The sequence below is a fragment of the Streptomyces hyderabadensis genome, assembly GCF_020404845.1.
In the GTDB taxonomy this organism is placed as follows: domain Bacteria; phylum Actinomycetota; class Actinomycetes; order Streptomycetales; family Streptomycetaceae; genus Streptomyces; species Streptomyces hyderabadensis.
In genome coordinates, this window is the sequence record NZ_JAIOJZ010000037.1 from 49,995 (window position 1) to 76,067 (window position 26,073).

Genomic DNA, 26,073 nt, shown 5'->3' on the forward strand with positions numbered 1-26,073 from the left:
TGCGGATCGTCGTCGGGTTCGGGCTGCGTGTGGTTGCCCGCGTCCGCGCGGCGGAACCACACCGTGTCACAGCGTCGCGCCCGGGGGGTGTGGTGGCTCGCGTCCGCGCGGCGGAACCGTACCGTGTTGCAGTTACGCGGTGCGGCGGATCAAGGCCAGGTACATCGCGTCGGTGCCGTGGAGGTGGGGCCAGAGCTGGATGTCGGGGCCCTCTCCGAGGTGGGGGACGTCGGGGAGGAGGGGGCGGGCGTCGAGCAGTTCCGCCTCCGGGTGCTGCTTGAGGACGTCGGCGACGACCGCGCGGGTCTCGGCGAGGTGGGGTGAGCAGGTCGCGTAGGCGACGACGCCTCCCACCCGTACGGCCTCCAGGGCGCTGCGCAGCAGCCCGCGCTGGAGCGGGGCGAATCCGTCCAGGTCCTCGGGGCGGCGCCGCCAGCGCGCCTCGGGCCGGCGGCGCAGGGCGCCGAGCCCGGTGCACGGCACGTCGACCAGGACGCGGTCGAAGCTGCCGGGCCGCCACGCCGGGCGCGTGCCGTCGGCGGCGATCACCTGGTACGGGCCGGGATTGCCGTCCAGCGCCCTGGCCACGAGCCCGGCACGGTGCGGCTGCTTCTCCGAGGCCAGCAGGAACGCTCCCCGCTCGGCGGCCAGCGCACCGAGGAGCGCGGCCTTGCCGCCGGGTCCCGCGCAGCCGTCCAGCCAGCGTCGGTCCGGCCCCTCCAGCGGCGCGTTGGCGAGGGCCAGGGCGACCAGCTGGCTGCCCTCGTCCTGCACACCGGCGCGGCCCTCCCGCACGGCCTCGACGGCTCCGGGTTCACCGCCCTCGCTGAGGCGCACGGCGTACGGCGACCAGCGCCCCGGTACGGCGGCGTCCTCGCCGAGCAGCTCCTCGCGGGTGGCCCGGCCGGGCCGCGCGACCAGGGTGACCTCGGGGCGTTCGTTGTCGGCGGCCAGCAGCTCCTCGATGCCGTCCCGGCCGCCGCCCAGCGAGTCCCACAGCGCGGAGACGACCCAGCGCGGGTGCGAGTGCACGACGGCCAGATGGTCCTCGGGGTCCTCGTCGTAGGGCGGGGCGACCCGTTCCAGCCAGCCGTCGAGGTCGTCCCGGGCCACCTTGCGCAGCACGGCGTTGACGAACTTGGCCCGCCCGTCCCCGAGCACGACCCGGGCCAGCTCCACGGAGGCGGAGACGGCGGCGTGGCTGGGGATCCGCGTCCCTAGCAGCTGGTGCACGCCCAGGCTGAGCACGTCCAGCACCGGCGGGTCGACCTCGCGCAGCGGCCGGTCCACGCAGTCCGCGATGATCGCGTCGTACGTGCCCTGCCGGCGCAGCGTCCCGTACACCAGCTCGGTCGCCAGGGCCGCGTCCCGGGCGTCGAACTTCTCGGGTCCCTCCTTCTCCCGCGCCTTGCGCAGCAGCGGCGGCAGGACCAGGTTGGCGTACGCGTCCCGCTCGTCCACGGCCCGCAGCGCCTCGAAGGCGAGGATGCGGACGGGGTCCTTCTGGGGCCTGCGGTACGGCTTGCCGGGCTTGCGGGGACGGCGGGGCTGCTCGCTCACGAAAAAGGTGCTCCGGGTGTGGGATGAAGTGCGTTCACCAGCGTACGCCGGGGCGGTGAACGGTGCGGCGGAGGCGTCGGGACGCGGCGGCGCGCGTCAGTCGCCGAGCAGCTCGCCCTCGGTGATCCGCGCGCCGCGCGCCCAGTCCGCGGCCCGCATCGGCTTCTTGCCCTGCGCCTGTACCCACAGCAGCTCGACGGCGTGCGAGCCGGTGCCGACGTACACGTTGTTCTTCCCGGCGGCGAGCTGCCCGGGGGCGAGGTCGGTCCGGTCGGCCACGGGCAGGGCCTGCACGAGCTTGAGCCGCTCGCCGCGGAAGGTGGTCCAGGCGCCGGGGGCCGGGGTGCAGCCGCGCACCACCCGGTCCACGCGCAGCGCCGGGGCGGTCCAGTCGACCCGGGCGTCCTCGACGGTGATCTTCGGGGCGAGGGTGACGCCCTCGTCCGGCTGCGGTACGGCCTTCAGGCTGCCGTCCTCGATGCCGTCCATGGTGGCCGCGAGCAGGCCGGCGCCGGCGAAGGCCAGCCGGGTCAGCAGGTCGCCGCTGGTGTCGGTGGGGCGGACGGTCTCGGTGACGGTCCCGTACACGGGGCCGGAGTCCAGACCCTCCTCGATCAGGAAGGTGGAGGCGCCGGTGATCTCGTCGCCCGCCATCAGCGCGTGCTGCACGGGGGCGGCGCCGCGCCAGGCGGGCAGCAGCGAGAAGTGCAGGTTGACCCAGCCGCGGGCGGGCACGTCCAGGGCGACGCGGGGCAGCAGGGCACCGTAGGCGACGACGGGGCAGCAGTCCGGGCCGATCTCGCGCAGCCGCTCCAGGAAGCCGGGGTCGCGCGGCTTCGCGGGCTTGAGCACCTCGATGCCCGCCTCCTCGGCCCGCTCGGCCACGGGGGAGGCGACCAGCCGGCGCCCGCGCCCGGCCGGAGCGTCGGGCCGGGTGACGACGGCGGCCACCTCGTGACGCCCGGAGGCGATCAGGGCGTCCAGGGCGGGGACGGCGACCTCGGGGGTACCGGCGAAGACGAGCTTCATGGGTGGGACGGGCCTCTCGGGCGGGAACGTTGGCGGGCGACGCACCAGTCTACGAGCCGCCGGACGAGGGAAACCCGCCGACGGCGCGGCACCCCCGCGCAAGACCTCAGCCCCTCGGCCGACGGCGAACGCGTGGTGCGCGGGCGGGAGACCCCGAGGCCGAGGACCGAGGGGCGCACGCATATGCCGCCGCGCCCCGACCCGTGACCCGCGGAGCACTGACGCGTTGGTCAAGGAAGAGTTGACCGGGCCGCCCGCGCGGCCCGATTCCTTTCAACGCCGGTTCGAGAGGCTTGTTCATGGCCGACCACGCAACCCACGACGCCCAGGCTCGGGCCAGCCTGCACTTGCTGGTGCGGGACATCGAGCGGGTCCGCCGGCAGGTGGACGCACTGCGCACCCTCACCGCCCAGTTGGGCAACGTCTACCGCCCGCGCCGCTCCGGCCCCTCCACGGGCTTCGTCGTCTACGGACGCGCCCCCGCCCCGACGGTCCGTCTCGCCCAGGAGCTGCGGGACAGTGTCGAGACCCTGGTCACGGCCGCCGTGGACTTCGACCGTTCGCTCGGCTTCTCGTGGGACGCGGTGGGCTCGGCGCTCGGCGTCACCAAGCAGGCGGTGCACCGGCGCTACGGCTCCCGGCGGGCCGCCGCCCAGTCGGCGTCCAGCACCGAGACCACCGAGCACGCACCAGAGACGACGGGCACCCGGGCGGTCAACGTGGGCTCCGGGCTCCCCCCGGTGCCCACGGTCCCGGCGGCCCGCTCCATGCCGACCCAGCCGACCTCGGGCAGCCCGTCCCTGCGCGACGAGGTCCGTCCGACCGCCTTCCCCGGCCCGCGCAACGGCTGATCCGCGCACCGGCAGACCCGCGCACCGGCCGCCCGCACCGGCCGAGCCGCGACCCCGCACCGGCCCTCCGCCCTCCCCCGACCCCGGGAGACGGAGGGCCGCGGCGTGTCCGACGCTCAGCCGATGTCGGGCGGATCGATCCGCACCCACACCGCCGGGTCGCTCCCGCGTGCCGTCCGCGCCGCCTGGGCGGCCTTCAGCGCACCGGCCAGCGCCGCCCCGCGTCCCGGCGGCACCCGGACCAGCGCACGCTCCCAGTGCTCGCCGGGCGGCGGCGCCCCCACCCGCCGCGGCCGCCCCGGTGGCGTGACCGGCAGGGGCACCGGGCCGAGCACCTCCGCCTCCCGCGGCAGCTCGACCGCGCCGAGGAAGCCGGCCACCGCCTCAGCTGGCCCCACCACCGCCGCCATCCGCGACACCGGCGGAAAGCCCAGCTCGGCCCGCTCCGCCAGCTCCCGCAGCGCGTGCCCGGCCGGGTCCCAGCGCACCAGCGCCTGCACCGGCCGCAGGGTCGGCTCGGCGACCGCGACGACGGTGCCCCCGGCGCTCTGCGGGCGCACCAGCGCAGCGGCGGCCAGCCAGCGCCGCAGCGCGTCCTCACCGGCACGGAGATCGGGCCGCCCGAGCATCGCCCAGCCGTCGAGCAGCAGCGCCGCCGCGTAGCCGCCCTCGGCCACGGGTTCCGCCCCCGGGGTGCTCACGACCAGGGCCGGGGCCTCGGACACCGTGTCCAGCACGTGCTCGCGCCCGGAGGTGCGCACGGGGACGGCGGGGAAGGCCCGCCCCAGCTCCTCCGCGGTGCGGCGGGCACCCACGATCTGCGCGCGCAGCCGGACGGCCCCGCACTCCGGGCAGGACCAGGCGCCCTCCTCGCGCCCGCACCAGCCGCACCGCAGCGCGGACCCGGACTCCTGGCCCTCCAGCGGCCCCGAGCAGTGCCGGCACCGCGCGGGCGTCCGGCACGCCGCGCAGGCCATCCGCGGTACGTAACCGCGCCGGGGTACCTGCACGAGCACCGGTCCGTGCCGCAGTCCGTCCCTGACGGTCTGCCAGGCGAGGCTCGGCAGCCGGGCGGCGCGGGCGGCCTCGTCCCGGGCCAGGTCCTGGTCCCCCACGGTCCGCACCAGCGGCGCGGCGGCCCGCACCTGCTCCCGGGCGGCGACCAGCGGCCGGGCCCAGCCGGTCTCCACCAGCTGGGCCGCCTCCACGGTGCAGCTCCAGCCGCCCAGCAGGAAGGCGCACCGGTCCTGGGCGGCGCGCAGCAGCAGCACCTCGCGGGCGTGCGGCTGCGGGGCGTGCGGTTCGCCGTGGCTGTCGTCACCGTCGTCCCACAGGGCGACCAGGCCGAGGTCCCGCACCGGCGCGAACATGGCGGCCCGGGTCCCGATCACGGCCCGTACGGCGCCCCGGCGCACCGCGAGCCACTCGGCGTACCGCTTCTCGGGACCGGCGTCGGCGGTGAGCACCGCGTGCCGGCCCTCGCCCAGGAGCGCGGTGAGCGCGGCGTCGGCGCGGGCGACCGCCCGGCCGTCCGGCAGGACCACGAGGGCGCCCCGGCCGGAGGCCAGCGTCGCCGCCACGGCCCGCGCCAGCTCGTCCGTCCACCGCGGACCGGGCAGCGCGTTCCACACGGCGCGCGGGGTGCCGCCGGACGCGAGGGCCGCGATGAACGCCGCCCCCTGCTCGTAGCGCGTCCACGGTCCCGGTTCGGGGACCGGCGGTGCCGGCAGCGGCGGCGGCGAGGCCCGCTTCTCGGCGCGCGCGTTGCGCGGGGGCACGGCGAGCTGGAGGACGTCGGCGACGCTGCCCGCGTACCGGTCGGCGACCGCGCGGACGAGGCCGAGCAGCTCCTCGTCGAGGATCCGCTCGGGCGAGACGACCTGGGCCAGCGCGGCCAGCGGCCCCGCGTAGTCGGACTCGGCGAGGCGCTCGACGAGGAAGCCGTCGATGAGCCCGCCGCCCTCGCGCCGCCCGTCGCGCACCCGGTGCCGTCCGGCGCCGAAGCGCACCCGCACCCGCACCCCGGGCTGGGCGTCGGCGTCCAGCTCCTCGGGCACGGCGTAGTCGAAGTACCGGTCGAGATGGAGCACGCCCTTGTCGACCAGGACCCTGGCGACCGGCAGCTCCTTGGCGAGCGCGGCACCGCGCCAGGTGCGCGGCTTGGCCCGCGGGGTCTTCGCCTTGCGCACGGTCTCCCGGATGAGCGCGAGCTGCTCGGGCGGCGCGTCCTGCGCGCCGCCCTGCTCCGGTCCGTTCTCGCTGCTCACGCCTGCATTCTCGCAAAGACCACTGACAGCACTGCCGGGACGGGAGCATGCGGCGAGGCCCGGCGCCCCCGTCGGGGACACCGGGCCTCGTCACGCCCGTCGGGCGCGGTGGCGCCCAGGAGTCCTGTCTACAGGCCGGCGGCCTCGCGCAGCGCGTCCACGCGGTCGGTGCGCTCCCACGTGAAGTCGGGCAGCTCACGGCCGAAGTGGCCGTACGCCGCGGTCTGGGCGTAGATCGGGCGCAGCAGGTCGAGGTCGCGGATGATGGCGGCCGGACGCAGGTCGAAGACCTCGTCGATCGCCTTCTCGATCTTCTCGGGCTCGACCTTGGCCGTGCCGAAGGTCTCCACGAACAGGCCCACCGGCTCCGCCTTGCCGATCGCGTAGGCCACCTGGACCTCGCAGCGGGCGGCGAGACCCGCCGCCACCACGTTCTTGGCGACCCAGCGCATCGCGTACGCCGCGGAACGGTCGACCTTGGACGGGTCCTTGCCGGAGAAGGCCCCGCCGCCGTGCCGGGCCATGCCGCCGTAGGTGTCGATGATGATCTTCCGGCCGGTCAGGCCCGCGTCGCCCATCGGGCCGCCGATCTCGAAGCGGCCGGTCGGGTTGACCAGGAGGCGGTAGTTCTCCGTGTCGATCTTGATGCCGTCCTCCAGGAGCGCCTTCAGCTCCGGCTCGACGACGAATTCCTTGATGTCGGGGGCCAGCAGCGATTCCAGATCGATGTCGCTGGCGTGCTGGGAGGAGACGACGACCGTGTCGAGGCGGACGGCCTTGTCGCCGTCGTACTCGATGGTGACCTGGGTCTTGCCGTCCGGACGCAGGTAGGGGATGGTGCCGTTCTTGCGGACCTCGGACAGGCGCTTGGACAGGCGGTGCGCCAGGAAGACCGGCAGCGGCATCAGCGTCGGCGTCTCGTCGGAGGCGTACCCGAACATCAGGCCCTGGTCACCGGCGCCCTGCCGGTCCAGCTCGTCCTCGTCGCCCTCGACGCGGTTCTCGTAGGCCGTGTCGACGCCCTGCGCGATGTCCGGGGACTGCGCGCCGATGGAGACCGAGACGCCGCAGGAGGCGCCGTCGAAGCCCTTCTTGGAGGAGTCGTAGCCGATCTCCAGGATCTTGCCGCGGACCAGGTTGGCGATGTCCGCGTAGGCCTTGGTGGTGACCTCGCCGGCCACGTGCACCAGGCCGGTGGTGATCAGGGTTTCGACGGCGACCCGGGAGGTCGGGTCCGCGCTCAGTAGCGCGTCGAGAATCGTGTCGCTGATCTGGTCAGCGATCTTGTCGGGGTGACCTTCGGTCACGGACTCCGAGGTGAAAAGGCGACGGGACACAACGCTCCCTGGGGTTGCAGCGGCTGCTGGCTGATCATTTGTGGACGGCACGGGGAGCTGCACCCGGCGACGTCCGAGAACAGTTTATCGGTCGCACTCTGCCGCGGGCCCACCTGTCTCAGCTCTCGGGAGGGCTGTGACCTGCGGCACGGGCATTCTGCCCAGAAGGACGCGTCCTTGGCCAGGGGCGCCACGCTCGAATGCGCCGTCTTCGAGGCTCCTTGGAGCAAATGGGTCAGTCACTCCAGCCGGGCGGCGACCAGGTCCCAGACCGTGTCGGCCAGGGCTTCCTTCGGCCCGTGGGCGACCGGTGTCTCGCTCCCGTCGGCGCCCAGGACCACCGCCTCGTTCTCCTCCGAGCCGAAGGTCTTGCGCTCCCCCACCTCGTTCACCACGAGCAGGTCGCAGCCCTTGCGTTTCAGCTTGGCCCGGCCGTTGGCCAGCACGTCGTCGGTCTCGGCGGCGAAGCCGACGACCACCTGCCCGGAGCGGGCCCGGGCCGTGGAGATCTCCGCGAGGATGTCCGGATTGCGCACCAGGGCGATCGGTGCGGGGTCCTGGTCGTCCTTCTTCTTGATCTTCCCGGTGGCGTACGTCGCCGGCCGGAAGTCCGCGACCGCCGCGGCCATGACGACCGCGTCCGCGTCCGCCGCGGCGCGCAGCATCGCCTCGCGCAGCTCCACCGCCGTGCCGACCCGCACCACGTCGACCCCGGCCGGGTCGGGCATCGACGCGTTCGCCGCTACCAGCGTGACGCGGGCGCCGCGGGCGGCGGCGGTGCGGGCGAGGGCGTAGCCCTGCTTGCCGGAGGAGCGGTTGCCGAGGAAGCGGACGGGGTCGAGGGGCTCCCGGGTGCCGCCGGCGCTGACCACCACGTGCCGTCCGGCGAGGTCGGGCTCGCGCACCCCGCGGGCGAGCACCCGGCGGCAGACCTCGAAGATCTCGCCCGGGTCGGGCAGCCGGCCCTTGCCGGTGTCGACGCCGGTGAGGCGGCCGACGGCGGGCTCGATCACCACGGCGCCGCGGCGGCGCAGCGTCGCCACGTTCTCCCGGGTGGCCGGGTGCTCCCACATCTCGGTGTGCATGGCGGGCGCGAAGACGACCGGGCAGCGGGCCGTGAGCAGGGTGTTGGTGAGCAGGTCGTCGGCGATGCCGTGGGCCGCCTTGGCGAGCATGTCGGCCGTGGCCGGGGCGACGACGACCAGGTCGGCGTGCTGGCCGATGCGCACGTGCGGGACCTCGTGGACGTCGTCCCAGACCTCGGTCGACACGGGGTTGCCGGACAGGGCGGACCAGGTGGCGGCGCCCACGAAGTGCAGCGCGGAGGCGGTGGGGACGACCCGGACGTCGTGTCCCGACTCGGTGAGTCTGCGCAGCAGCTCACAGGCCTTGTACGCGGCGATGCCGCCGCTGACCCCCAGAACGACCTTGGGCTTGTCCACCGTCTCTCCCCGGTTCGGATACCGCGCTCGTACACGCGCTCGGACCGCGTGTACGACCCATCACACACCACAGGCCCGACAGTCGGACTGCCGGGCCTGTGGATAAGTCAGCGCAAGGCTGAAGATATTACTGCCGATGCCGCTGGTACTACTGCGCCGGGCCTTCGATGGCCTCGGAGGTCAGCAGACCGGCGTTGATCTCGCGCAGGGCGATCGAGAGCGGCTTCTCGTGGACGTGGGTGTCGACGAGCGGACCGACGTACTCCAGCAGGCCCTCGCCGAGCTGCGAGTAGTACGCGTTGATCTGGCGGGCCCGCTTGGCCGCGTAGATCACGAGGCTGTACTTCGAGTCCGTGGCCTCGAGGAGCTCGTCGATCGGCGGGTTGATGATGCCCTCGGGCGCGGAGATGGAAGAGGACACGCTCTACCTTCCGATGGATGGGAAAGATTCAGTCGGGACGACCGCAGGATGACCAGTGGCGATCACACGACGTTCGTCAAGGCTAGCAGCTCGCGCGCCACGTCCTCGACGGAGGTGTTCACCAGTGTCTGGTCGAACTCCGGCTCGGCCGCCAGCTCGACCCTGGCCGCGGTGAGGCGGCGCTCGATCACCTCCGGCGGCTCGGTGCCGCGGCCGGTGAGCCTGCGCACCAGCTCGTCCCAGGAGGGCGGGGCCAGGAACACCAGCCGGGCCTCGGGCATGGACTCGCGGACCTGCCGCGCCCCCTGGAGGTCGATCTCCAGCAGGACCGGCTCACCGGCCTCCAGGCGCTCCAGCACGGCCGTGCGCGGCGTGCCGTAGCGGTTGCCGGCGAACTCGGCCCACTCCAGCAGCTCGCCGTTGGCGATCAGCTTGTCCATCTCCTCGTCGCTGACGAAGAAGTAGTGGACGCCGTGCTGCTCCCCGGGGCGGGGCTTGCGGGTCGTCGCCGAGACCGACAGCCATACCTCGGGGTGTTCCTTGCGCATATGGGCGACGACCGTGCTCTTGCCGACCCCCGAGGGGCCGGAGAGCACGGTCAGCCGCGGACGTGCGTCCGGGGGTACGGGGGACGTCCCCCGGGGTGTTGCAGCCATGCAGCGATTATTCCAGCAATCGCGGAGTGGTCGGGACTCAGCTGCCGGTGCTGCCGAACTCGCGCTCCAGGGAAGCGATCTGGTTGGAACCGAGACCGCGCACCCGGCGGCTCTCGGAGATGCCCAGGCGCTCCATGATCTGCTTGGCGCGGACTTTGCCCACGCCCGGCAGGGACTCGAGGAGGGCGGAGACCTTCATCTTGCCGATGACGTCGTTCTTCTGTCCCTGCTGGATGACCTCGTGGAGGGAGGCACCGGAGTGCTTGAGTCGATTCTTGACCTCGGCCCGCTCCCGGCGAGCCGCGGCGGCCTTTTCGAGCGCGGCTGCGCGCTGTTCAGGGGTAAGGGGCGGAAGAGCCACGCCTACGTCACCTCGGATGTCGAACTGTCGGATACGGACCGGTGAGGAACCTAGTCGCCCCTCACCTGGTGAGCCACGAGCAACACGCTCGCCCGTTGACTCTCGACGGAGACTAGCGGTCAAGTCCGCCAGAGTCAGCGAGAACAGCGGAAAAGTCCTGGTCAGCCTCCGTCAGGACGGACATTTAGGACATACTCCCTCTGATTTGAGGATGTATCCAGAGTCAGGGGGCCGAGAGCGCGGTCCGGATCTCCGCCGCGAAACGGTCCGTGGCACTCCGCAACGCTGCGGTTTCGGGCCCGTGACGAAGAACACCCCGGCTGACGTTCGGCACCACGTTGCGCACCGCCGCGCCGAACACCCGCGGCAGGTCCGCGGGCGTGGCCCCCTGGGCACCGATGCCCGGCGCCAGCAGCGGCCCGTTGATGCCCAGGTCGTACGAGGCCAGGTCGCCGAGGGTGGCACCGACCACCGCGCCGAAGGACCCCAGCGGCTCCTCCCCCGCGTTCTCCGCGGCCAGGTGCGCCAGCATCGTCGCCCCGACGTTCCGTCCGTCGTGCCGCACGGCGTGCTGGACCTCGCCGCCCTCCGGGTTGGAGGTCAGCGCCAGCACGAACAGGCCCGCGCCGCTCTCGCGCGCCAGGTCGACGGCCGGCTTCAGGGAGCCGTAGCCGAGGTACGGGGAGACGGTCAGCGCGTCCGAGAACAGCGGCGCGTCCTTGTGCAGGAACGACTCGGCGTACGCGGCCATGGTCGAGCCGATGTCGCCGCGCTTGGCGTCCATGACGACCAGCGCACCGGCCGCCCGCGCCTCCTCGACCGCCTTCTCCAGGACCGCGACGCCGCGGGAGCCGAAGCGCTCGAAGAAAGCGCTCTGCGGCTTGAGCACGGCGACCCGGTCGGCCACCGCCTCGACGACGGTGCGGCTGAAGCGCTCCAGACCGGCCACGTCGTCGTTCAGGCCCCACTCGGCGAGCAGGGAGGCGTGCGGGTCGATGCCGACGCACAGCGGCCCGCGCTCGTCCATCGCGCGGCGCAGCCGGGCACCGAAGGGTTCCGTCACCGTCATGCGTGCTTCCTCACGTCGGCGCCGACCGCGTCGGCGAGGGTGGCGTACGGGCTCTGCCGCAGGCGCGCGGCGAGCCCCTTGTGGATGGCCCGGCCCCAGAAGGGGCCCTCGTAGATGAACGCGCTGTAGCCCTGGACCAGCGTGGCACCGGCCAGGATGCGCTCCCAGGCGTCCTCGGCGGTCTCGATGCCGCCGACGCCGACCAGGGTGATCCGGTCGCCCACGCGCGCGTACAGGCGGCGCAGCACCTCCAGGGAGCGCGCCCTGAGCGGGGCCCCGGACAGACCGCCGGTCTCCGCGACGAGGGCGGGCGAGGAGGTCAGGCCGAGGCCCTCGCGGGCGATGGTGGTGTTGGTGGCGATGATGCCGTCCAGGCCCAGCTCCACGGCCAGGTCGGCGACCGCGTCCACGTCCTCGTCGGCGAGGTCCGGCGCGATCTTGACCAGCAGCGGGACCCGCCGGGCGGTGACCGCGCGGTCGGCGGCCTCGCGGACCGCGCTCAGCAGCGGGCGCAGCGCCTCGGTGGCCTGGAGGTTGCGCAGGCCGGGCGTGTTGGGCGAGGAGACGTTGACGACGAGGTAGTCGGCGTGCGGGGCCAGCCGCTCGGCGGACTTCACGTAGTCGCCGACGGCCTCCTCCTCCGGGACGACCTTCGTCTTGCCGATGTTGACGCCGACGACGGTCCGGAAGACGGGCGTGCGGGAGGCCAGCCGGGCCGCGACGGCCAGCGAGCCGTCGTTGTTGAAGCCCATGCGGTTGATCAGCGCCCGGTCGCCGACCAGCCGGAACAGCCGCTTCTTGGGGTTGCCGGGCTGCGGCTCGCCGGTGACGGTGCCGATCTCGACGTGGTCGAAACCGAGCATCGCCATGCCGTCGATCGCGACCGCGTTCTTGTCGAACCCGGCGGCGAGCCCGAAGGGGCCGTGCATGCGCAGGCCCAGGGCCTCGGTGCGCAGCTCCTTGAAGCGGGGCGCGAGCGCGGCGGCGGCGAAGGTGCGCAGGACGGGGACGCGCACGGCCAGGCGGATCCAGCGGAAGGCGAGGTGGTGGGCCCGCTCCGGGTCCATGCGGGAGAAGACGAGCTTGAAGAAGATCTTGTACATGTGTCCTCGTGAAGCCTCTGCGGTGCTCTGGGGCTCATGAAGAGGGGGACACCGTTTCCGGTGTCCCCCTCGGGGCTGCTAGTCGCGGGCCGCGGTCAGGAATTCCGCGTGTTCCTGGAGCGAGCGCACTCCCACGTCGCCGTGGTTGAGTGCGTCGATGCCCTGCACCGCCGCCGCCAGCGCCTGGACGGTCGTCAGACAGGGCACGGAGCGGGCCACCGCCGCCGTGCGGATGTCGTAGCCGTCGAGGCGGCCGCCGGTGCCGTACGGGGTGTTGACGATGAGGTCGACCTCGCCGTCGTGGATGAGCTGGACGATGGTCTTCTCGCCGTTCGGGCCGGTGCCCTCGGACTGCTTGCGCACCACGGTGGCGTTGATGCCGTTGCGCTTGAGGACCTCGGCGGTGCCGGAGGTGGCCAGTAGCTCGAAGCCGTGGGCGACCAGCTCACGGGCCGGGAAGATCATCGAGCGCTTGTCGCGGTTGGCGACCGAGATGAAGGCGCGGCCCTTGGTCGGCAGCGGCCCGTACGCGCCGGCCTGCGACTTGGCGTACGCCGTGCCGAAGACGGAGTCGATGCCCATGACCTCGCCGGTGGAGCGCATCTCCGGGCCGAGGACGGTGTCGACGCCGCGGCCGTGGATGTCCCGGAAGCGGGACCACGGCATCACGGCCTCCTTGACGGAGATCGGCGCGTCCATCGGGAGGGTGCCGCCGTCGCCGTTCGCCGGGAGCAGGCCCTCGGCGCGCAGCTCGGCGATGGTGGCGCCCAGCGAGATGCGGGCGGCGGCCTTGGCCAGCGGCACCGCGGTCGCCTTCGAGGTGAAGGGGACGGTGCGCGAGGCGCGCGGGTTGGCCTCCAGGACGTAGAGGATGTCCCCGGCCAGCGCGAACTGGATGTTGATCAGGCCGCGCACGCCGACGCCCTTGGCGATGCCCTCGGTGGAGGCGCGCAGCCGCTTGATGTCGAAGCCGCCCAGCGTGATCGGGGGCAGGGCGCAGGCCGAGTCGCCGGAGTGGATGCCGGCCTCCTCGATGTGCTCCATGACGCCGCCGAGGTACAGCTCCTCGCCGTCGTACAGGGCGTCGACGTCGATCTCGATGGCGTCGTCCAGGAAGCGGTCGACGAGGACCGGCCGGGACGGGCTGATCTCGGTCGACTCGGCGATGTACGCCTCCAGCCGGGTCTCGTCGTAGACGATCTCCATGCCGCGGCCGCCGAGGACGTAGGAGGGCCGCACCAGGACCGGGTAGCCGATCTCGTCGGCGATGGCCTTGGCCCCGGCGAAGGTGGTGGCGGTGCCGTGCTTGGGGGCCGGCAGCCCGGCCTGCGCCAGGACCTGGCCGAAGGCGCCGCGGTCCTCGGCGGCGTGGATGGCCTCGGGCGAGGTGCCGACGACCGGCACGCCGTTGTCCTTGAGCGCCTGGGACAGGCCCAGCGGAGTCTGACCGCCGAGCTGGACGACGACGCCCGCGACCGGGCCGGCCTGCTGCTCGGCGTGGACGATCTCCAGGACGTCCTCCAGGGTGAGCGGCTCGAAGTACAGCCGGTCGGAGGTGTCGTAGTCGGTGGAGACGGTCTCGGGGTTGCAGTTGACCATCACGGTCTCGTACCCGGCGTCCGACAGCGCGAAGGAGGCGTGGACGCAGGAGTAGTCGAACTCGATGCCCTGGCCGATGCGGTTCGGGCCGGAGCCCAGGATGATGACGGCCGGCTTCTCGCGCGGCGCGACCTCGGTCTCCTCGTCGTAGGAGGAGTAGAAGTACGGCGTCCTGGCGGCGAACTCGGCGGCGCAGGTGTCGACCGTCTTGTAGACCGGGCGGATGCCGAGCGCGTGCCGCACCTCGCGGACGACGTCCTCGCGCAGCCCGCGGATCTCGCCGACCTGCTGGTCGGAGAAGCCGTGCCGCTTGGCCTCGGCGAGCAGGTCGCCGGTCAGCTCGGGCGCGGCGGCCAGCTCGTCGGCGATCTCCTTGATCAGGAAGAGCTGGTCGACGAACCAGGGGTCGATCTTCGTGTACTCGAAGACCTCCTCGGGCGTGGCGCCCGCGCGGATGGCCTGCATGACGGCGTTGATGCGGCCGTCGGTGGGCCGGACGGCCTCCCGCAGCAGCTCCAGCTTGTCGCCGGGCTCGCCGACGAAGGTGAACTGGCTGCCCTTCTTCTCCAGCGAGCGCAGCGCCTTCTGGAAGGCCTCGGTGAAGTTGCGGCCGATGGCCATGGCCTCGCCGACCGACTTCATGGTGGTGGTGAGGGTGGAGTCGGCGCTCGGAAACTTCTCGAAGGCGAAGCGCGGGGCCTTGACGACCACGTAGTCGAGGGTCGGCTCGAAGGAGGCCGGGGTCTCCTGCGTGATGTCGTTCGGGATCTCGTCCAGCGTGTAGCCGACCGCGAGCTTCGCGGCGATCTTGGCGATGGGGAAGCCGGTCGCCTTGGAGGCCAGCGCGGAGGAACGCGACACGCGCGGGTTCATCTCGATGACGATGACGCGGCCGTCGGCCGGGTTCACCGCGAACTGGATGTTGCAGCCGCCGGTGTCGACGCCGACCTCGCGGATGATCGCGATGCCGACGTCGCGCAGGGTCTGGTACTCGCGGTCGGTGAGCGTCATGGCGGGCGCCACGGTGATCGAGTCGCCGGTGTGCACGCCCATGGGGTCGAAGTTCTCGATGGAGCAGACGACCACGACGTTGTCGTTCTTGTCGCGCATCAGCTCCAGCTCGTACTCCTTCCAGCCGAGGATGGACTCCTCCAGGAGCACCTCGGTGGTCGGCGAGAGGGTGAGGCCCTGGCCCGCGATGCGGCGCAGCTCCTCCTCGTCGTGGGCGAAGCCGGAACCGGCGCCGCCCATGGTGAAGGAGGGGCGGACCACGACGGGGTAGCCGCCGAGCGCGTCGACGCCCTTGAGGACGTCGTCCATGGAGTGGCAGATGTAGGAGCGGGCGGACTCGCCGTGGCCGATCTTCTTGCGGACCTCCTCGACGACCTCCTTGAACAGGTCGCGGTCCTCGCCCTTGTTGATGGCCTCCACATTGGCGCCGATCAGCTCGACGCCGTACTTCTCCAGCACGCCGTTGCCGTGCAGGGAGATCGCGGTGTTGAGGGCCGTCTGGCCGCCCAGGGTGGGCAGCAGCGCGTCGGGGCGCTCCTTGGCGATGATCTTCTCGACGAACTCGGGGGTGATCGGCTCGACGTAGGTGGCGTCGGCGATCTCCGGGTCGGTCATGATCGTCGCCGGGTTGGAGTTCACGAGGATGACCCTGAGGCCCTCGGACTTCAGGACCCGGCACGCCTGGGTGCCGGAGTAGTCGAACTCGGCGGCCTGGCCGATGACGATCGGGCCGGAGCCGATGACCAGGACGGACTGGATATCGGTGCGCTTAGGCACGCTGGCCCTCCATGAGCTTCACGAAGCGGTCGAACAGGTAGGCGGCGTCGTGCGGGCCGGCGGCCGCTTCGGGGTGGTACTGGACGCTGAAGGCCGGCCGGTCGAGGAGCTGGAGCCCCTCCACCACGTTGTCGTTGAGGCAGACGTGGGAGACCTCGGCGCGGCCGTAGGGGGTGTCGGAGACCTGGTCGAGCGGGGCGTCGACGGCGAATCCGTGGTTGTGCGCGGTGACCTCGACCTTGCCGGTCGTGCGGTCCTGCACCGGCTGGTTGATGCCGCGGTGGCCGTACTTCAGCTTGAAGGTGCCGAAGCCGAGGGCGCGGCCCAGGATCTGGTTGCCGAAGCAGATGCCGAAGAGCGGAGTGCCGCGCTCCAGGACGCCCTGCATGACGGAGACCGGGTGGTCGGCGGTGGCGGGGTCGCCGGGGCCGTTGGAGAAGAACACACCGTCCGGCTCCACGGCGTAGACGTCCTCGACGGTGGCCGTGGCGGGCAGCACGTGCACCTCGATGCCGCGCTCGGCCATCCGGTGCGGGGTCATGCCCTTGATGCCCAGGTCGACGGCGGCGACGGTGAACTTCTTCTCGCCGATCGCCGGAACGACGTACGCCTCGGTGGTGGCGACCTCGGCGGAGAGGTCGGCGCCGCTCATCTCGGGGGCCTGGCGGACCTCGGCGAGCATGGTGCCCTCGTCGGGCAGCGCCTGGCCGGAGAAGATGCCGACGCGCATGGCGCCGCGCTCGCGCAGGTGGCGGGTCAGCGCGCGGGTGTCGATGCCGGAGATGCCGACCACGCCCTGGGCGGCCAGCTCCTCGTCCAGCGTGCGCGTGGAGCGCCAGCTGGAGGGCACGCGTGCGGGGTCGCGCACGACGTAGCCGGAGACCCAGATCTTCTTGGACTCCATGTCCTCGTCGTTGACGCCGGTGTTGCCCACGTGGGGGGCGGTCATGACGACCACCTGACGGTGGTACGACGGGTCGGTGAGGGTCTCCTGGTAGCCGGTCATGCCGGTGGAGAACACGGCTTCGCCGAAGGTGGCCCCCACGGCCCCGTAGGCGCGGCCGCGGAAGATCCGGCCGTCCTCCAGGACGAGTACGGCGGGAGTCCGGTGGGCTCCCCTGGTGGAGGTCGTCATCGTGCGCCTTCCGTTTCCGTCTTGTTGATCATGTCGTTCAGTTCCTCGACCCACTCGTTGTGCTCGGCCGCGTGGTCGGAGCGGAAGCCGGAGTCGATCAGTTTGTCGCCGTGCGCCCAGGTGACGACCAGCAGGCCGCCCTCGGTGAGGACCTTGCCCGCGATGCCCTTGTCGAGCCGGGCCTCGCGCAGCGCGGCGGCGGGGACGAAGAAGTCGGCGGCGCCGGGCCGTACGACGTCCAGTCCCGCGTCGGTCAGGGTCAGCTCGACCCGGCTGCGGGTGCCCAGGCCGTGCGCGACGATGCGGTCCAGCCACTGACCGGCGGTGGTGGAACCGTGGTAGCGGCCGCTCAGCACCAGTTTCGCCGCACCCGGGTCGTCCGGCGCGGTGGGGAGGGCCGGCAGGTCGCTCTGGAGCGTGCCGCGCCACTTCCAGCCCTCGCGCATCAGCCAGTAGACGAGCGCGACGAAGAGGCCGAGGCCGACGACCCAGCCGGCGCGGGCGGCCCAGTCGGTCACTTGCGCCGATTCCTTCTCGGCGGCCAGCAGGATTACCGGTGCTGCAGATGTCACGTGAGCTTCCCGTCGACGAGCGTGGCCTTGCCCCGCAGCCACGTGTGCGTCACACGGCCCGGCAGCTCACGCCCCTCGTAGGGGGTGTTGCGACTGCGCGAGGCGAAGCCCGCGGGGTCCACCGGACCACGGTATGCCGTGTCGACGAGGGTGAGGTTGGCGGGCTCACCGGCCGAGACGGGACGGCCGTGTCCGGTGGCCTGTCCGATCTGCGCGGGCTTGAAGGACATCCGGTCGGCGACGCCGGCCCAGTCCAGCAGGCCCGTGTCCACCATGGTCTCCTGCACCACCGACAGCGCGGTCTCCAGGCCCACCATCCCCATCGCGGCGGCGGCCCACTCGCAGTCCTTGTCCTCGTGCGGGTGCGGGGCGTGGTCGGTGGCGACGATGTCGATGGTGCCGTCGGCGAGCGCCTCGCGCAGGGCCATGACGTCGCGCTCGGTGCGCAGCGGCGGGTTGACCTTGTAGACCGGGTTGTACGACCGGACCAGCTCGTCGGTGAGGAGCAGGTGGTGCGGGGTGACCTCGGCGGTGACGTCGATGCCGCGGGACTTGGCCCAGCGGACGATCTCGACGGACCCGGCGGTCGACAGGTGGCAGATGTGGACGCGGGAGCCGACGTGCTCGGCGAGCAGTACGTCCCGGGCGATGATCGACTCCTCGGCGACGGCGGGCCAGCCGCCGAGGCCCAGCTCGGCGGAGACGACGCCCTCGTTCATCTGGGCGCCCTCGGTGAGCCGGGGTTCCTGGGCGTGCTGGGCGACGACGCCGTTGAAGGCCTTCACGTACTCCAGGGCGCGGCGCATGATCACGGCGTCGTGGACGCACTTGCCGTCGTCGGAGAAGACGGTGACGGCGGCCGCGGACTCGTGCATGGCGCCGAGTTCGGCGAGCTTGGCGCCCTCCAGGCCGACGGTGACGGCGCCGATGGGCTGTACGTCGCAGTAGCCGGACTCCTGGCCGAGCCGCCAGACCTGCTCGACGACGCCGGCGGTGTCGGCGACCGGGAAGGTGTTGGCCATGGCGAAGACGTTGGTGTAGCCGCCGCTCGCCGCGGCGCGGGTGCCGGTCAGCACCGTCTCGGAGTCCTCGCGGCCGGGCTCGCGCAGGTGGGTGTGCAGGTCGACCAGGCCCGGCAGCAGCACCTTGCCGCCGGCCTCGATCACCTCGGCGCCCTCGGCGGACAGGCCCGTGCCCACCTCGGCGATCGTCGCGCCGTCGATCAGCACGTCCTGCGGCTCGCCGCCGAGCACCTTCGCACCGCGGATCAGGGTCTTGCTCATGTTCTTACTTCTCCTCGGTGGGGCGGGCGTGGGACACGGCGGGCTCGTTGCCGCCGAGCAGCAGGTAGAGGACGGCCATCCGGATGGAGACGCCGTTGGTGACCTGCTCGACGACGGTGCAGCGGTCGGAGTCGGCGACCTCGGCGGTGATCTCCATGCCGCGGACCATGGGGCCGGGGTGCATCACGATGGCGTGGTCGGGCATCTTCGCCATCCGGTCGCCGTCGAGACCGTAGCGGCGGGAGTACTCGCGCTCGGTGGGGAAGAAGGCCGCGTTCATCCGCTCGCGCTGCACGCGCAGCAGCATCACGGCGTCGGACTTGGTCAGCGTGGAGTCGAGGTCGTAGGAGACCTCGCAGGGCCAGGTCTCGACGCCGACCGGGAGCAGGGTGGGCGGGGCGACGAGGGTGACCTGGGCGCCGAGGGTGTGCAGCAGGTCGACGTTGGAGCGGGCGACCCGGCTGTGCAGGATGTCGCCGACCAGGGTGACGCGGCGGCCGTCCAGGTCCTTGCCGATCCCGGCGTCGGGGCCGACCAGGCGGCGGCGCATCGTGAAGGCGTCCAGCAGGGCCTGGGTGGGGTGCTGGTGGGTGCCGTCGCCGGCGTTGATGACGTGGGCGTCGATCCAGCCGGAGGTGGCCAGGCGGTAGGGGGCGCCGGAGGCGCTGTGCCGGATGACGACGGCGTCGACGCCCATCGCCTCCAGGGTCTGGGCGGTGTCCTTGAGGGACTCGCCCTTGGAGACGCTGGAGCCCTTGGCGGTGAAGTTGATGACGTCCGCGGACAGCCGCTTCTCGGCGGCCTCGAAGGAGATCCGGGTCCGGGTGGAGTCCTCGAAGAAGAGGTTGACGACGGTGCGGCCGCGCAGGGTGGGCAGTTTCTTGATCGGCCGGTCCGCGACCCGGGCCATCTCCTCGGCGGTGTCGAGGATCAGGACGGCGTCGTCGCGGGTGAGGTCGGCGGCCGAGATGAGATGACGCTGCATCTGTCAGGCTCCGTAGGGCGAGTCATGCGGAAGAGCGGGATAATTCGGGCGGCCTGGCGCGCCTGCGGGCACGCCGAGCGCGCGCACGGCACGGCGGCGCGTACGCGGAGTGCTACGGGTGGGCGCCCGAGGCGTCCGGCTTGGCACCGAGCAGCACGGTGTCGCGACCGTCCTCCTCGGCCAGCTGGACCTTGACCGTCTCCCGCAGCGACGTCGGGAGGTTCTTGCCGACGTAGTCGGCGCGGATGGGCAGTTCCCGGTGGCCGCGGTCGACGAGGACGGCGAGCTGCACCGCGCGCGGGCGGCCGATGTCGTTCAGCGCGTCGAGGGCGGCGCGGATGGTGCGGCCGGAGAACAGCACGTCGTCGACGAGGACGACCAGGCGGCCGTCGATGCCGTCACCGGGGATCTCGGTGCGGGCCAGGGCGCGCGGTGGGTGCATGCGCAGGTCGTCGCGGTACATGGTGATGTCGAGCGAGCCGACCGGCATCTTGCGCTCGGTGATCTGCTCCAGCTTGTCGGCGAGCCGCCGGGCGAGGAAGACGCCCCTGGTCGGGATGCCGAGGAGCACCACGTCGTCGGCGCCCTTGGCGCGTTCGACGATCTCGTGGGCGATGCGGGTCAGCACCCGCGCGATGTCGGGCCCCTCCAGAACGGGCCGGGCATCCTGCTGCTTGTCCATACGAAACGGACCCCCTTCTCCGCCTCACGGGACGGACCTTAAAGGACGTCGGATATGCGCCACCTACGGTAGCAGGCACACAGACCGGCTCCGCAGGCCCCCTGACACTCCCCTGTCACCCTTCTGCCGCACGTCGATCACCCGTCCGGAGTAACGGATCGCGAATACCACGGAAGAGTCGGTGCGGACCATTCGGCTTGACGCAGCAGAGTAACGCTGCGTAACCTCACAGTGAGTTACCAGCCGCGCGGCCGACAACACAGCCTGCCGCGTCGACACCTTGTCCGGGGAGCCATATGTCCAGCGAATACGCCAAACAGCTCGGGGCCAAGCTCCGGGCCATCCGCACCCAGCAGGGCCTTTCCCTCCACGGTGTCGAGGAGAAGTCCCAGGGCCGCTGGAAGGCCGTGGTGGTCGGTTCGTACGAGCGCGGCGACCGTGCCGTGACCGTGCAGCGCCTCGCCGAGCTGGCGGACTTCTACGGCGTTCCCGTGCAGGAGCTGCTGCCGGGCACCACCCCGGGCGGTGCCGCCGAGCCGCCGCCGAAGCTGGTCCTGGACCTGGAGCGGCTGGCCACCGTGCCGGCCGAGAAGGCGGGCCCGCTGCAGCGGTACGCGGCCACGATCCAGTCGCAGCGCGGTGACTACAACGGCAAGGTGCTCTCGATCCGCCAGGACGACCTGCGCACACTCGCCGTCATCTACGACCAGTCGCCCTCGGTCCTCACCGAGCAGCTGATCAGCTGGGGTGTCCTGGACGCGGACGCGCGCCGCGCGGTGGCATCCCACGACGAGCTCTGACCCTCCCCCGCCTCAGCAGAAACGTGCCGCCGGGGTGGCCGGAACCTTTCGGTTCCGGCCACCCCGGCGGTTTCTTGCGTGTGTGCGGCGCGGGCACGGCTCGTGGAGCTACTCCCGGCGCAGCGACGGCTTGAGATCCTTCAGCCGGCCGAGAAGCCCGTTGATGAACGCGGGCGACTCGTCCGTGGAGAACTCCTTCGCCAGCTGCACCATCTCGTCCAGGACGACGGCGTCCGGGGTCTCGTCGACCCAGAGCAGCTCGTACGCGCCCAGGCGCAGGATGTTGCGGTCGACGACCGGCATCCGGTCCAGCGTCCAGTCGACCGAGTACTGGGCGATCAGCTCGTCGATGCGCTGTGCGCGCCCGGCGTAGCCCTCGACCAGCTCCATCGTGTACTCGCTCACCGGCGGCTGCCGGGTGTCGGACCGGGAGTGCCGGACCCAGTCGGCGAGCACCGTCAGGACGTCGGCGCCGCGCTGATCGCCCTCGAAGAGGATCTGGAAGGCGCGCTTGCGGGCCGTGTTGCGAGCAGCCACGGTTAGCTGTTCACCCGGCCGAGGTAGTCGCTCGTACGGGTGTCGACCTTGATCTTCTCACCGGTGGTGATGAAGAGCGGGACGTTGATCTGGTGACCGGTCTCCAGGGTGGCGGGCTTGGTGCCGCCGGTGGAACGGTCGCCCTGGACGCCCGGCTCGGTCTCCTGGACGGTCAGCTCGACGGCGGCCGGCAGCTCGACGAAGAGCACCTCGCCCTCGTGCTGCGCGACGGTGGCCTCGAAGCCCTCGATCAGGAAGTTGGCGGCGTCGCCGACGACCTTGCGGTCGATCATCAGCTGGTCGTACGTCTCCATGTCCATGAAGACGAAGTAGTCGCCGTCCATGTACGAGAACTGCATGTCACGCTTGTCGACAGTGGCCGTCTCGACCTTGACGCCGGCGTTGAAGGTCTTGTCGACCACCTTGCCGGAAAGCACGTTCTTGAGCTTGGTGCGCACGAAGGCCGGGCCCTTGCCGGGCTTGACGTGCTGGAACTCGACGACGGACCAGAGCTGGCCGCCTTCGAGCTTGAGCACCAGGCCGTTCTTGAGGTCGTTCGTGGAAGCCACGGTTGCGGAATCTCCTGGACTGGACTGACGTGGACGACCCGGGAGCGTACGCACAGCGCGAGGCTAGAGCGCGAGCAGCTCCTTGGTCGTGATGGTGAGTAGCTCGGGTCCGCCGTCCGCCTCGGGGCGCACGACGAGCGTGTCATCGATCCGGACCCCGCCCCGGCCCGGGAGGTGGACCCCCGGTTCGACGGTGACCGGCACACAAGCGTCCAGTTTACCCATGGCCGCGGGGGCCAATTGCGGGTCCTCGTCGATTTCGAGTCCGACACCGTGACCGGTGAGTGCCGGCAGGTTCTCCGCGTACCCCGCCGAGTCCAGTGCCTGGCGGGCGGCGCGGTCCACGTCACGGCAGGCGGCGCCCGGTGCGAGGGCCTCGCGTCCGGCCCGCTGGGCGGCGAAGACGAGGTCGTACAGCTCGATCTGCCAGTCGGCCGGAGAGGTGCCGATGACGAACGTACGGCCGATCTCGCAGCGGTATCCGCGGTACGTCGCGCCCAGGCACACGGAGAGGAAGTCGCCCTCCTCCACCCGCCGGTCGGTGGGCCGGTGTCCGCGGCGCCCGGAGTTCGGTCCGGTGCCGACGGAGGTGGGGAAGGCGGGGCCGTCGGCACCGTGGTCGACGAGGCGGCGTTCCAGCTCCAGGGCGAGGTGCCGCTCGGTGCGGCCGACCAGGATGGACTCCAGCAGCTCGCCGAGTGCCTGGTCGGCGATCTCGGCGCCGATGCGCAGGCAGGAGATCTCCTCCTCGTCCTTGACCACCCTGAGCTGCTCGACGGCCTGTCCCAGGTCGGTCAGGCGCAGCGTCGGCGCGACCGAGCGCATGGCGCGGTGCCGGACCACGGTGAGGTGGTGGTCCTCCGTGGCGAGGGACTCGGCACCCTGCTCCGCGGCGAGACCGGTGGCCGCGACGGCCGGGTCGCCGCCGGGGCCGGGCAGGGTGCGGAGCTGCAGGGACTCGTCGGGCCGGCCCTCGTGCGGCCGGTCGTCCGGTGGGCCGGAACAGACCAGCAGGTCCTCGGTCCTGCCCAGCAGCAGTACGGCGCCGTGCGGGGCGGCACCCGCGAGATAGCGCACGTTGGCGGGCCGGGAGACGAGCGCCGCCGCGCTGCCGCCCGCGTTGCAGCGTTCCCGTAGGCGCGTCCGGCGGGCCGCGTAGACCTCTGACATGAGCCGAGCGTATGGCTCCGCCGGTGGGGGCGCCGCTTGGGTGGGCCGAGTGGGCGGGGCCCCGGGGATGCGGGGTGCGCCTGTAGGGGTGGGGGCTTGGGTTGTGTGGCGGCCGGACGCCGGTGGGGGTTGCTCGCGCAGTTCCCCGCGCCCCTTCGGGGCGCTTACCAGCTGGGGGGGCTGGCTATCGAGCGGGAGAGGACCTCGTCGAGGAGCTGGGCGGTTTCCGGGATGTCGAGCTGGGAGTTGTCGATGATGGGGAGGCCGGAGCCGTACCAGCCGGCCATGCGGCCGTGGATGCGGGCGACCTCCTCGTCGGTGAGGCGTCGGTTGCCGCTGCGTTCGGCGTTGCGCTCCAGGACGATGTCCAGGCCCGGCAGGAGGACGACCGGGAGCAGGCCGGGGCCGACGTGCCGCTTCCAGCCGCCGAGGCCGACGACCGGGCGGTCCGGGAAGACCGCGTCGTCGAGGATGCAGGAGATGCCGTTGGCGAGGAAGTTGCGCGCGGAGAAGCCGCAGGTGCGGCGGGCGAGGCGGTACTGCGCCTCCGAGTGCTCGTTCCACCCGGTCTGGGGGTCGGCGAAGCCGGAGCGGACCCATTCGCGCACGTCGTCCAGGCTGATGTGCGCGGTCGGGACCCGGCGGTGGTCCGCCCAGTACTTGGCCACGCTGGTCTTTCCCGCGCCCGCGGGGCCGATGAGCAGCACCGCGAGGGTGGTCGTGGTGGGGTCGGGCGCGGCCGACGCGGCGGGCGGCACGCTGGGCACGGCCACCGGGCCGCCGGGCGGCAGCGGCACATGCCCGGTGGTGTCCGGCACGGGCGGGGCGCCGGCCGGCCGATGCGATGCCGGGGCGGAAGGCGGCAGGTGGGGTGACTGGGCGGGAGGCGGCTGGTGCGGGGCCGGGCTGCCGGAACCCGGGTACGGGGCCGCGCCGGGTCCCGGGTGCGGGGCCGGGGTCTGGCGCGGCGCCGTGGGGTATCCCGGCGCGGGCGGCGGTACGGGGGCGGGTCCCTGGGACGGGCCAGGGTGGTGTGCGGCCGGGGACCAGCCGAGGGCCGGTCCGTGCCCCGGCTGGTGGGGCGGCGGCAGCGGAGAACCCACTGGGTGCTGCATCCGGTGCCACTCCGTCTCGTACAGGCGATGGGCGCTGACTGCGGGAAGGGGGCCCGCCGTCTTGCTACCGAACGGTACCGCCCCCGGCCGTCGTTTGGTGAACGGCCGGGGGCGGTCCGAAGTGCCCGTCCCGCACGGCGAATCGGGCGGAACGGCGCACCGGGGTACTACTCGCCCACCTCACCGTAGGCGGCGAGGAGGACGGCCGGGTCGGGACCCTCCAGCACGGTGGGCTTGGCGAGGCCGTCAAGGACGATGAAGCGCAACAGGTCGCCGCGCGACTTCTTGTCGACCTTCATGTTCTCGACGAGCTTGGGCCACTGGTCGTAGCGGTAGTGCAGCGGGAGGCCGACCGCTTCCAGGATGGCCCGGTGGCGGTCCGCGGTGGCGTCGTCCAGCCGGCCCGCGAGCCGGCCGAGTTCGGCGGCGAAGTGCATGCCGACCGACACGGCGGCGCCGTGGCGCCACTTGTAGCGCTCGTTCTTCTCGATGGCGTGGCCGAGCGTGTGACCGTAGTTGAGGATCTCCCTGAGGCCCGCTTCCTTGAGGTCGGACGAGACGACCTCGGCCTTGACCTTGATGGAGCGCACGATCAGCTCGGCGGTGTGCGGTCCGGCCGGGGTGCGCGCGGCCTGCGGGTCGGACTCGATCAGGTCGAGGATCGCCGGGTCGGCGATGAAGCCGGCCTTGATGACCTCGGCGAGGCCGGAGACGTAGTCGTTGACCGGGAGGGAGTCCAGGGCGGCGAGGTCGCACAGGACACCGGCCGGCGGGTGGAAGGAGCCGACGAGGTTCTTGCCCTCGGCGGTGTTGATGCCGGTCTTGCCGCCGACGGCGGCGTCCACCATGGCCAGCACCGTGGTGGGGACGGCGATCCAGCGCACCCCGCGGAGCCAGGTCGCGGCCACGAATCCGGCCAGGTCGGTGGTGGCACCGCCGCCCACGCCCACGATCACGTCGGTGCGGGTGAAGCCGGACTGGCCCAGTGCCTTCCAGCAGTACGCCGCGACCTCGGCGGTCTTGGCCTCCTCGGCGTTGGGCACCTGGATGGCGATCGCCTCGTAGCCCTGCTCGGCGAGGTCGGCGCGCAGGGCGTCACCGGTCTCGGCGAGCGCCTCCGGGTGGATCACCGCCACGCGCTTGGCCTTGGCGCCGATCAGACCGCCCAGCTCGCCCAGGAGCTGACGGCCCACCAGGACCTCGTAGGGGTCGGATCCCGCGGTGCCGCCGATCTGGATCCGGGTGACTGCCTCGCTCATGCTTCCTTCAACTCCACTGCGTCCAGGGCGGCTTCGGCGACTTCTTCGGGCGTACGCCCGTCGGTGGCCACGACGACCGTGGCCACCTCCTCGTAGAGGTGCCGACGGGCCTCCATCAGCTCGCGCCACTGCCTGCGCGGATTGACCGCCAGCAGCGGACGCGCCGCGTTCAGACCGGTCCGCTTCACGGCCTCCTCGACATCCATCGAGAGGTAGACGACGCGCTGCCCGGCCAGCAGCGCGCGGGTGTCCGCGTCCAGGACCGCGCCGCCGCCCAGGGCCAGGACACCCTCATGCCCGGCGAGCGCGCTCCGCACGGCCTCCTTCTCCAAGGCCCGGAAGGCGGCCTCGCCCTCGTCCACGAAGATCTCGGCGATGGCCCGTCCCTGGGCGGCGACGATGTCCTCGTCCGTGTCCCGGTACCCCGCGCCCAGCCGCTCCGCGAGCAGCTGCCCCACCGTGGACTTGCCGACCCCCATCGGA

The 26,073-nt window shown here is 72.3% G+C and carries 24 protein-coding genes; 2 read left to right on the plus strand and 22 right to left on the minus strand.

Annotated features, from left to right (window positions below; genetic code table 11):
* Nucleotides 1-132: 132 nt before the first annotated feature.
* Complete coding sequence (locus K7854_RS25500) at nt 133-1,560, minus strand: RsmB/NOP family class I SAM-dependent RNA methyltransferase (RefSeq protein WP_226028879.1); 1,428 nt, start codon at nt 1,558-1,560, stop codon at nt 133-135.
* A gap of 96 nt (nt 1,561-1,656) precedes the next feature.
* Entirely contained in the window at nt 1,657-2,589 is a 933-nt protein-coding gene (fmt, locus tag K7854_RS25505; protein WP_226028880.1) for a methionyl-tRNA formyltransferase, read from the minus strand.
* A gap of 299 nt (nt 2,590-2,888) precedes the next feature.
* Between fmt and K7854_RS25510 the strand changes: the two genes are divergently transcribed.
* Complete coding sequence (locus K7854_RS25510; protein WP_226028881.1) at nt 2,889-3,440, plus strand: hypothetical protein; 552 nt, start codon at nt 2,889-2,891, stop codon at nt 3,438-3,440.
* Nucleotides 3,441-3,556: 116 nt separating this feature from the next.
* On the opposite strand, the gene K7854_RS25515 is transcribed toward K7854_RS25510, so the two are convergent.
* The 14 genes from K7854_RS25515 to pyrR all read right to left on the minus strand — a co-directional run bounded on the left by K7854_RS25515 (nt 3,557) and on the right by pyrR (nt 20,140).
* On the minus strand, nt 3,557-5,707 hold the full coding sequence (locus K7854_RS25515; protein ID WP_226028882.1) for a primosomal protein N': 2,151 nt from the start codon (nt 5,705-5,707) through the stop codon (nt 3,557-3,559).
* A gap of 128 nt (nt 5,708-5,835) precedes the next feature.
* Entirely contained in the window at nt 5,836-7,044 is a 1,209-nt protein-coding gene (gene metK / locus K7854_RS25520) for a methionine adenosyltransferase (protein WP_226028883.1), read from the minus strand.
* A 239-nt stretch (nt 7,045-7,283) separates the two neighbouring features.
* Entirely contained in the window at nt 7,284-8,486 is a 1,203-nt protein-coding gene (gene coaBC / locus K7854_RS25525; RefSeq protein WP_226028884.1) for a bifunctional phosphopantothenoylcysteine decarboxylase/phosphopantothenate--cysteine ligase CoaBC, read from the minus strand.
* A gap of 148 nt (nt 8,487-8,634) precedes the next feature.
* Nucleotides 8,635-8,907, minus strand: coding sequence for a DNA-directed RNA polymerase subunit omega (gene rpoZ / locus K7854_RS25530; protein WP_003977348.1), 273 nt, complete (start codon nt 8,905-8,907; stop codon nt 8,635-8,637).
* A 62-nt stretch (nt 8,908-8,969) separates the two neighbouring features.
* On the minus strand, nt 8,970-9,563 hold the full coding sequence (gmk, locus tag K7854_RS25535) for a guanylate kinase (RefSeq protein WP_226028885.1): 594 nt from the start codon (nt 9,561-9,563) through the stop codon (nt 8,970-8,972).
* 37 nt (nt 9,564-9,600) lie between these two features.
* Nucleotides 9,601-9,924: an integration host factor gene (locus tag K7854_RS25540; RefSeq protein WP_016572363.1), complete on the minus strand. Its 324-nt coding sequence runs from the start codon at nt 9,922-9,924 to the stop codon at nt 9,601-9,603.
* 223 nt (nt 9,925-10,147) lie between these two features.
* A complete protein-coding gene (gene pyrF / locus K7854_RS25545; protein ID WP_226028886.1) occupies nt 10,148-10,993 on the minus strand; it encodes an orotidine-5'-phosphate decarboxylase in 846 nt (281 codons plus the stop codon).
* The gene (locus K7854_RS25550; RefSeq protein WP_226028887.1) at nt 10,990-12,096 is read right to left on the minus strand and encodes a quinone-dependent dihydroorotate dehydrogenase; all 1,107 of its coding nucleotides are present in this window, start codon (nt 12,094-12,096) and stop codon (nt 10,990-10,992) included. Before K7854_RS25550 ends, pyrF begins: the two co-directional genes overlap by 4 nt.
* Before the next feature lie 78 nt (nt 12,097-12,174).
* Nucleotides 12,175-15,483 (minus strand): carbamoyl-phosphate synthase large subunit, encoded by a 3,309-nt coding sequence (gene carB, locus K7854_RS25555; protein WP_226028888.1) that lies wholly within the window; start codon nt 15,481-15,483, stop codon nt 12,175-12,177.
* On the minus strand, nt 15,476-16,618 hold the full coding sequence (gene carA, locus K7854_RS25560) for a glutamine-hydrolyzing carbamoyl-phosphate synthase small subunit (RefSeq protein WP_226028889.1): 1,143 nt from the start codon (nt 16,616-16,618) through the stop codon (nt 15,476-15,478). Before carA ends, carB begins: the two co-directional genes overlap by 8 nt.
* The gene (locus K7854_RS25565) at nt 16,615-17,190 is read right to left on the minus strand and encodes a PH-like domain-containing protein (protein ID WP_226028890.1); all 576 of its coding nucleotides are present in this window, start codon (nt 17,188-17,190) and stop codon (nt 16,615-16,617) included. Before K7854_RS25565 ends, carA begins: the two co-directional genes overlap by 4 nt.
* The gene (locus tag K7854_RS25570) at nt 17,187-18,473 is read right to left on the minus strand and encodes a dihydroorotase (protein ID WP_226028891.1); all 1,287 of its coding nucleotides are present in this window, start codon (nt 18,471-18,473) and stop codon (nt 17,187-17,189) included. The genes K7854_RS25565 and K7854_RS25570 overlap by 4 nt, the downstream gene beginning before the upstream one ends.
* 4 nt (nt 18,474-18,477) lie before the next feature.
* A complete protein-coding gene (locus tag K7854_RS25575) occupies nt 18,478-19,458 on the minus strand; it encodes an aspartate carbamoyltransferase catalytic subunit (RefSeq protein ID WP_226028892.1) in 981 nt (326 codons plus the stop codon).
* Nucleotides 19,459-19,570: 112 nt separating this feature from the next.
* A complete protein-coding gene (gene pyrR, locus K7854_RS25580) occupies nt 19,571-20,140 on the minus strand; it encodes a bifunctional pyr operon transcriptional regulator/uracil phosphoribosyltransferase PyrR (RefSeq protein ID WP_226028893.1) in 570 nt (189 codons plus the stop codon).
* Nucleotides 20,141-20,436: 296 nt separating this feature from the next.
* On the opposite strand from pyrR, the gene bldD reads away from it, so the two are divergent.
* Nucleotides 20,437-20,940 (plus strand): transcriptional regulator BldD, encoded by a 504-nt coding sequence (gene bldD / locus K7854_RS25585; protein ID WP_003977337.1) that lies wholly within the window; start codon nt 20,437-20,439, stop codon nt 20,938-20,940.
* Between the two features lie 108 nt (nt 20,941-21,048).
* Here the strand turns inward: bldD and nusB are convergent, their stop codons facing one another.
* From nusB to K7854_RS25615, 6 genes are all read right to left on the minus strand, one after another.
* A complete protein-coding gene (gene nusB / locus K7854_RS25590) occupies nt 21,049-21,477 on the minus strand; it encodes a transcription antitermination factor NusB (RefSeq protein WP_226028894.1) in 429 nt (142 codons plus the stop codon).
* Between the two features lie 2 nt (nt 21,478-21,479).
* Nucleotides 21,480-22,046 (minus strand): elongation factor P, encoded by a 567-nt coding sequence (efp, locus tag K7854_RS25595; protein WP_087810360.1) that lies wholly within the window; start codon nt 22,044-22,046, stop codon nt 21,480-21,482.
* 63 nt (nt 22,047-22,109) lie between these two features.
* Nucleotides 22,110-23,216 carry an aminopeptidase P family protein gene (locus K7854_RS25600; RefSeq protein ID WP_226028895.1) on the minus strand — a complete coding sequence of 369 codons (1,107 nt, stop codon included), beginning with the start codon at nt 23,214-23,216 and terminating at the stop codon, nt 22,110-22,112.
* A 164-nt stretch (nt 23,217-23,380) separates the two neighbouring features.
* Entirely contained in the window at nt 23,381-24,331 is a 951-nt protein-coding gene (locus tag K7854_RS25605; protein ID WP_226028896.1) for a Pro-rich N-terminal domain-containing protein, read from the minus strand.
* A 167-nt stretch (nt 24,332-24,498) separates the two neighbouring features.
* On the minus strand, nt 24,499-25,590 hold the full coding sequence (gene aroB, locus K7854_RS25610; protein ID WP_226028897.1) for a 3-dehydroquinate synthase: 1,092 nt from the start codon (nt 25,588-25,590) through the stop codon (nt 24,499-24,501).
* Nucleotides 25,587-26,073: shikimate kinase (locus tag K7854_RS25615; protein ID WP_226028898.1), on the minus strand; the 487-nt coding region annotated here is incomplete at its 5' end. The genes K7854_RS25615 and aroB, both read right to left, overlap by 4 nt.

Coding starts and splice junctions, on each gene's coding strand:
- K7854_RS25510 (WP_226028881.1), top strand. CDS start 2,889: ATGGCCGACCACGCAACCCACGACGCCCAGGCTCGGGCCAGCCTGCAC.
- bldD (WP_003977337.1), top strand. CDS start 20,437: ATGTCCAGCGAATACGCCAAACAGCTCGGGGCCAAGCTCCGGGCCATC.
- K7854_RS25575 (WP_226028892.1), bottom strand. CDS start 19,458: ATGCAGCGTCATCTCATCTCGGCCGCCGACCTCACCCGCGACGACGCC.
- fmt (WP_226028880.1), bottom strand. CDS start 2,589: ATGAAGCTCGTCTTCGCCGGTACCCCCGAGGTCGCCGTCCCCGCCCTG.
- K7854_RS25550 (WP_226028887.1), bottom strand. CDS start 12,096: ATGTACAAGATCTTCTTCAAGCTCGTCTTCTCCCGCATGGACCCGGAG.
- K7854_RS25600 (WP_226028895.1), bottom strand. CDS start 23,216: ATGTCAGAGGTCTACGCGGCCCGCCGGACGCGCCTACGGGAACGCTGC.
- carA (WP_226028889.1), bottom strand. CDS start 16,618: ATGACGACCTCCACCAGGGGAGCCCACCGGACTCCCGCCGTACTCGTC.
- K7854_RS25605 (WP_226028896.1), bottom strand. CDS start 24,331: ATGCAGCACCCAGTGGGTTCTCCGCTGCCGCCGCCCCACCAGCCGGGG.
- gmk (WP_226028885.1), bottom strand. CDS start 9,563: ATGGCTGCAACACCCCGGGGGACGTCCCCCGTACCCCCGGACGCACGT.
- pyrF (WP_226028886.1), bottom strand. CDS start 10,993: ATGACGGTGACGGAACCCTTCGGTGCCCGGCTGCGCCGCGCGATGGAC.
- K7854_RS25570 (WP_226028891.1), bottom strand. CDS start 18,473: ATGAGCAAGACCCTGATCCGCGGTGCGAAGGTGCTCGGCGGCGAGCCG.
- aroB (WP_226028897.1), bottom strand. CDS start 25,590: ATGAGCGAGGCAGTCACCCGGATCCAGATCGGCGGCACCGCGGGATCC.
- pyrR (WP_226028893.1), bottom strand. CDS start 20,140: ATGGACAAGCAGCAGGATGCCCGGCCCGTTCTGGAGGGGCCCGACATC.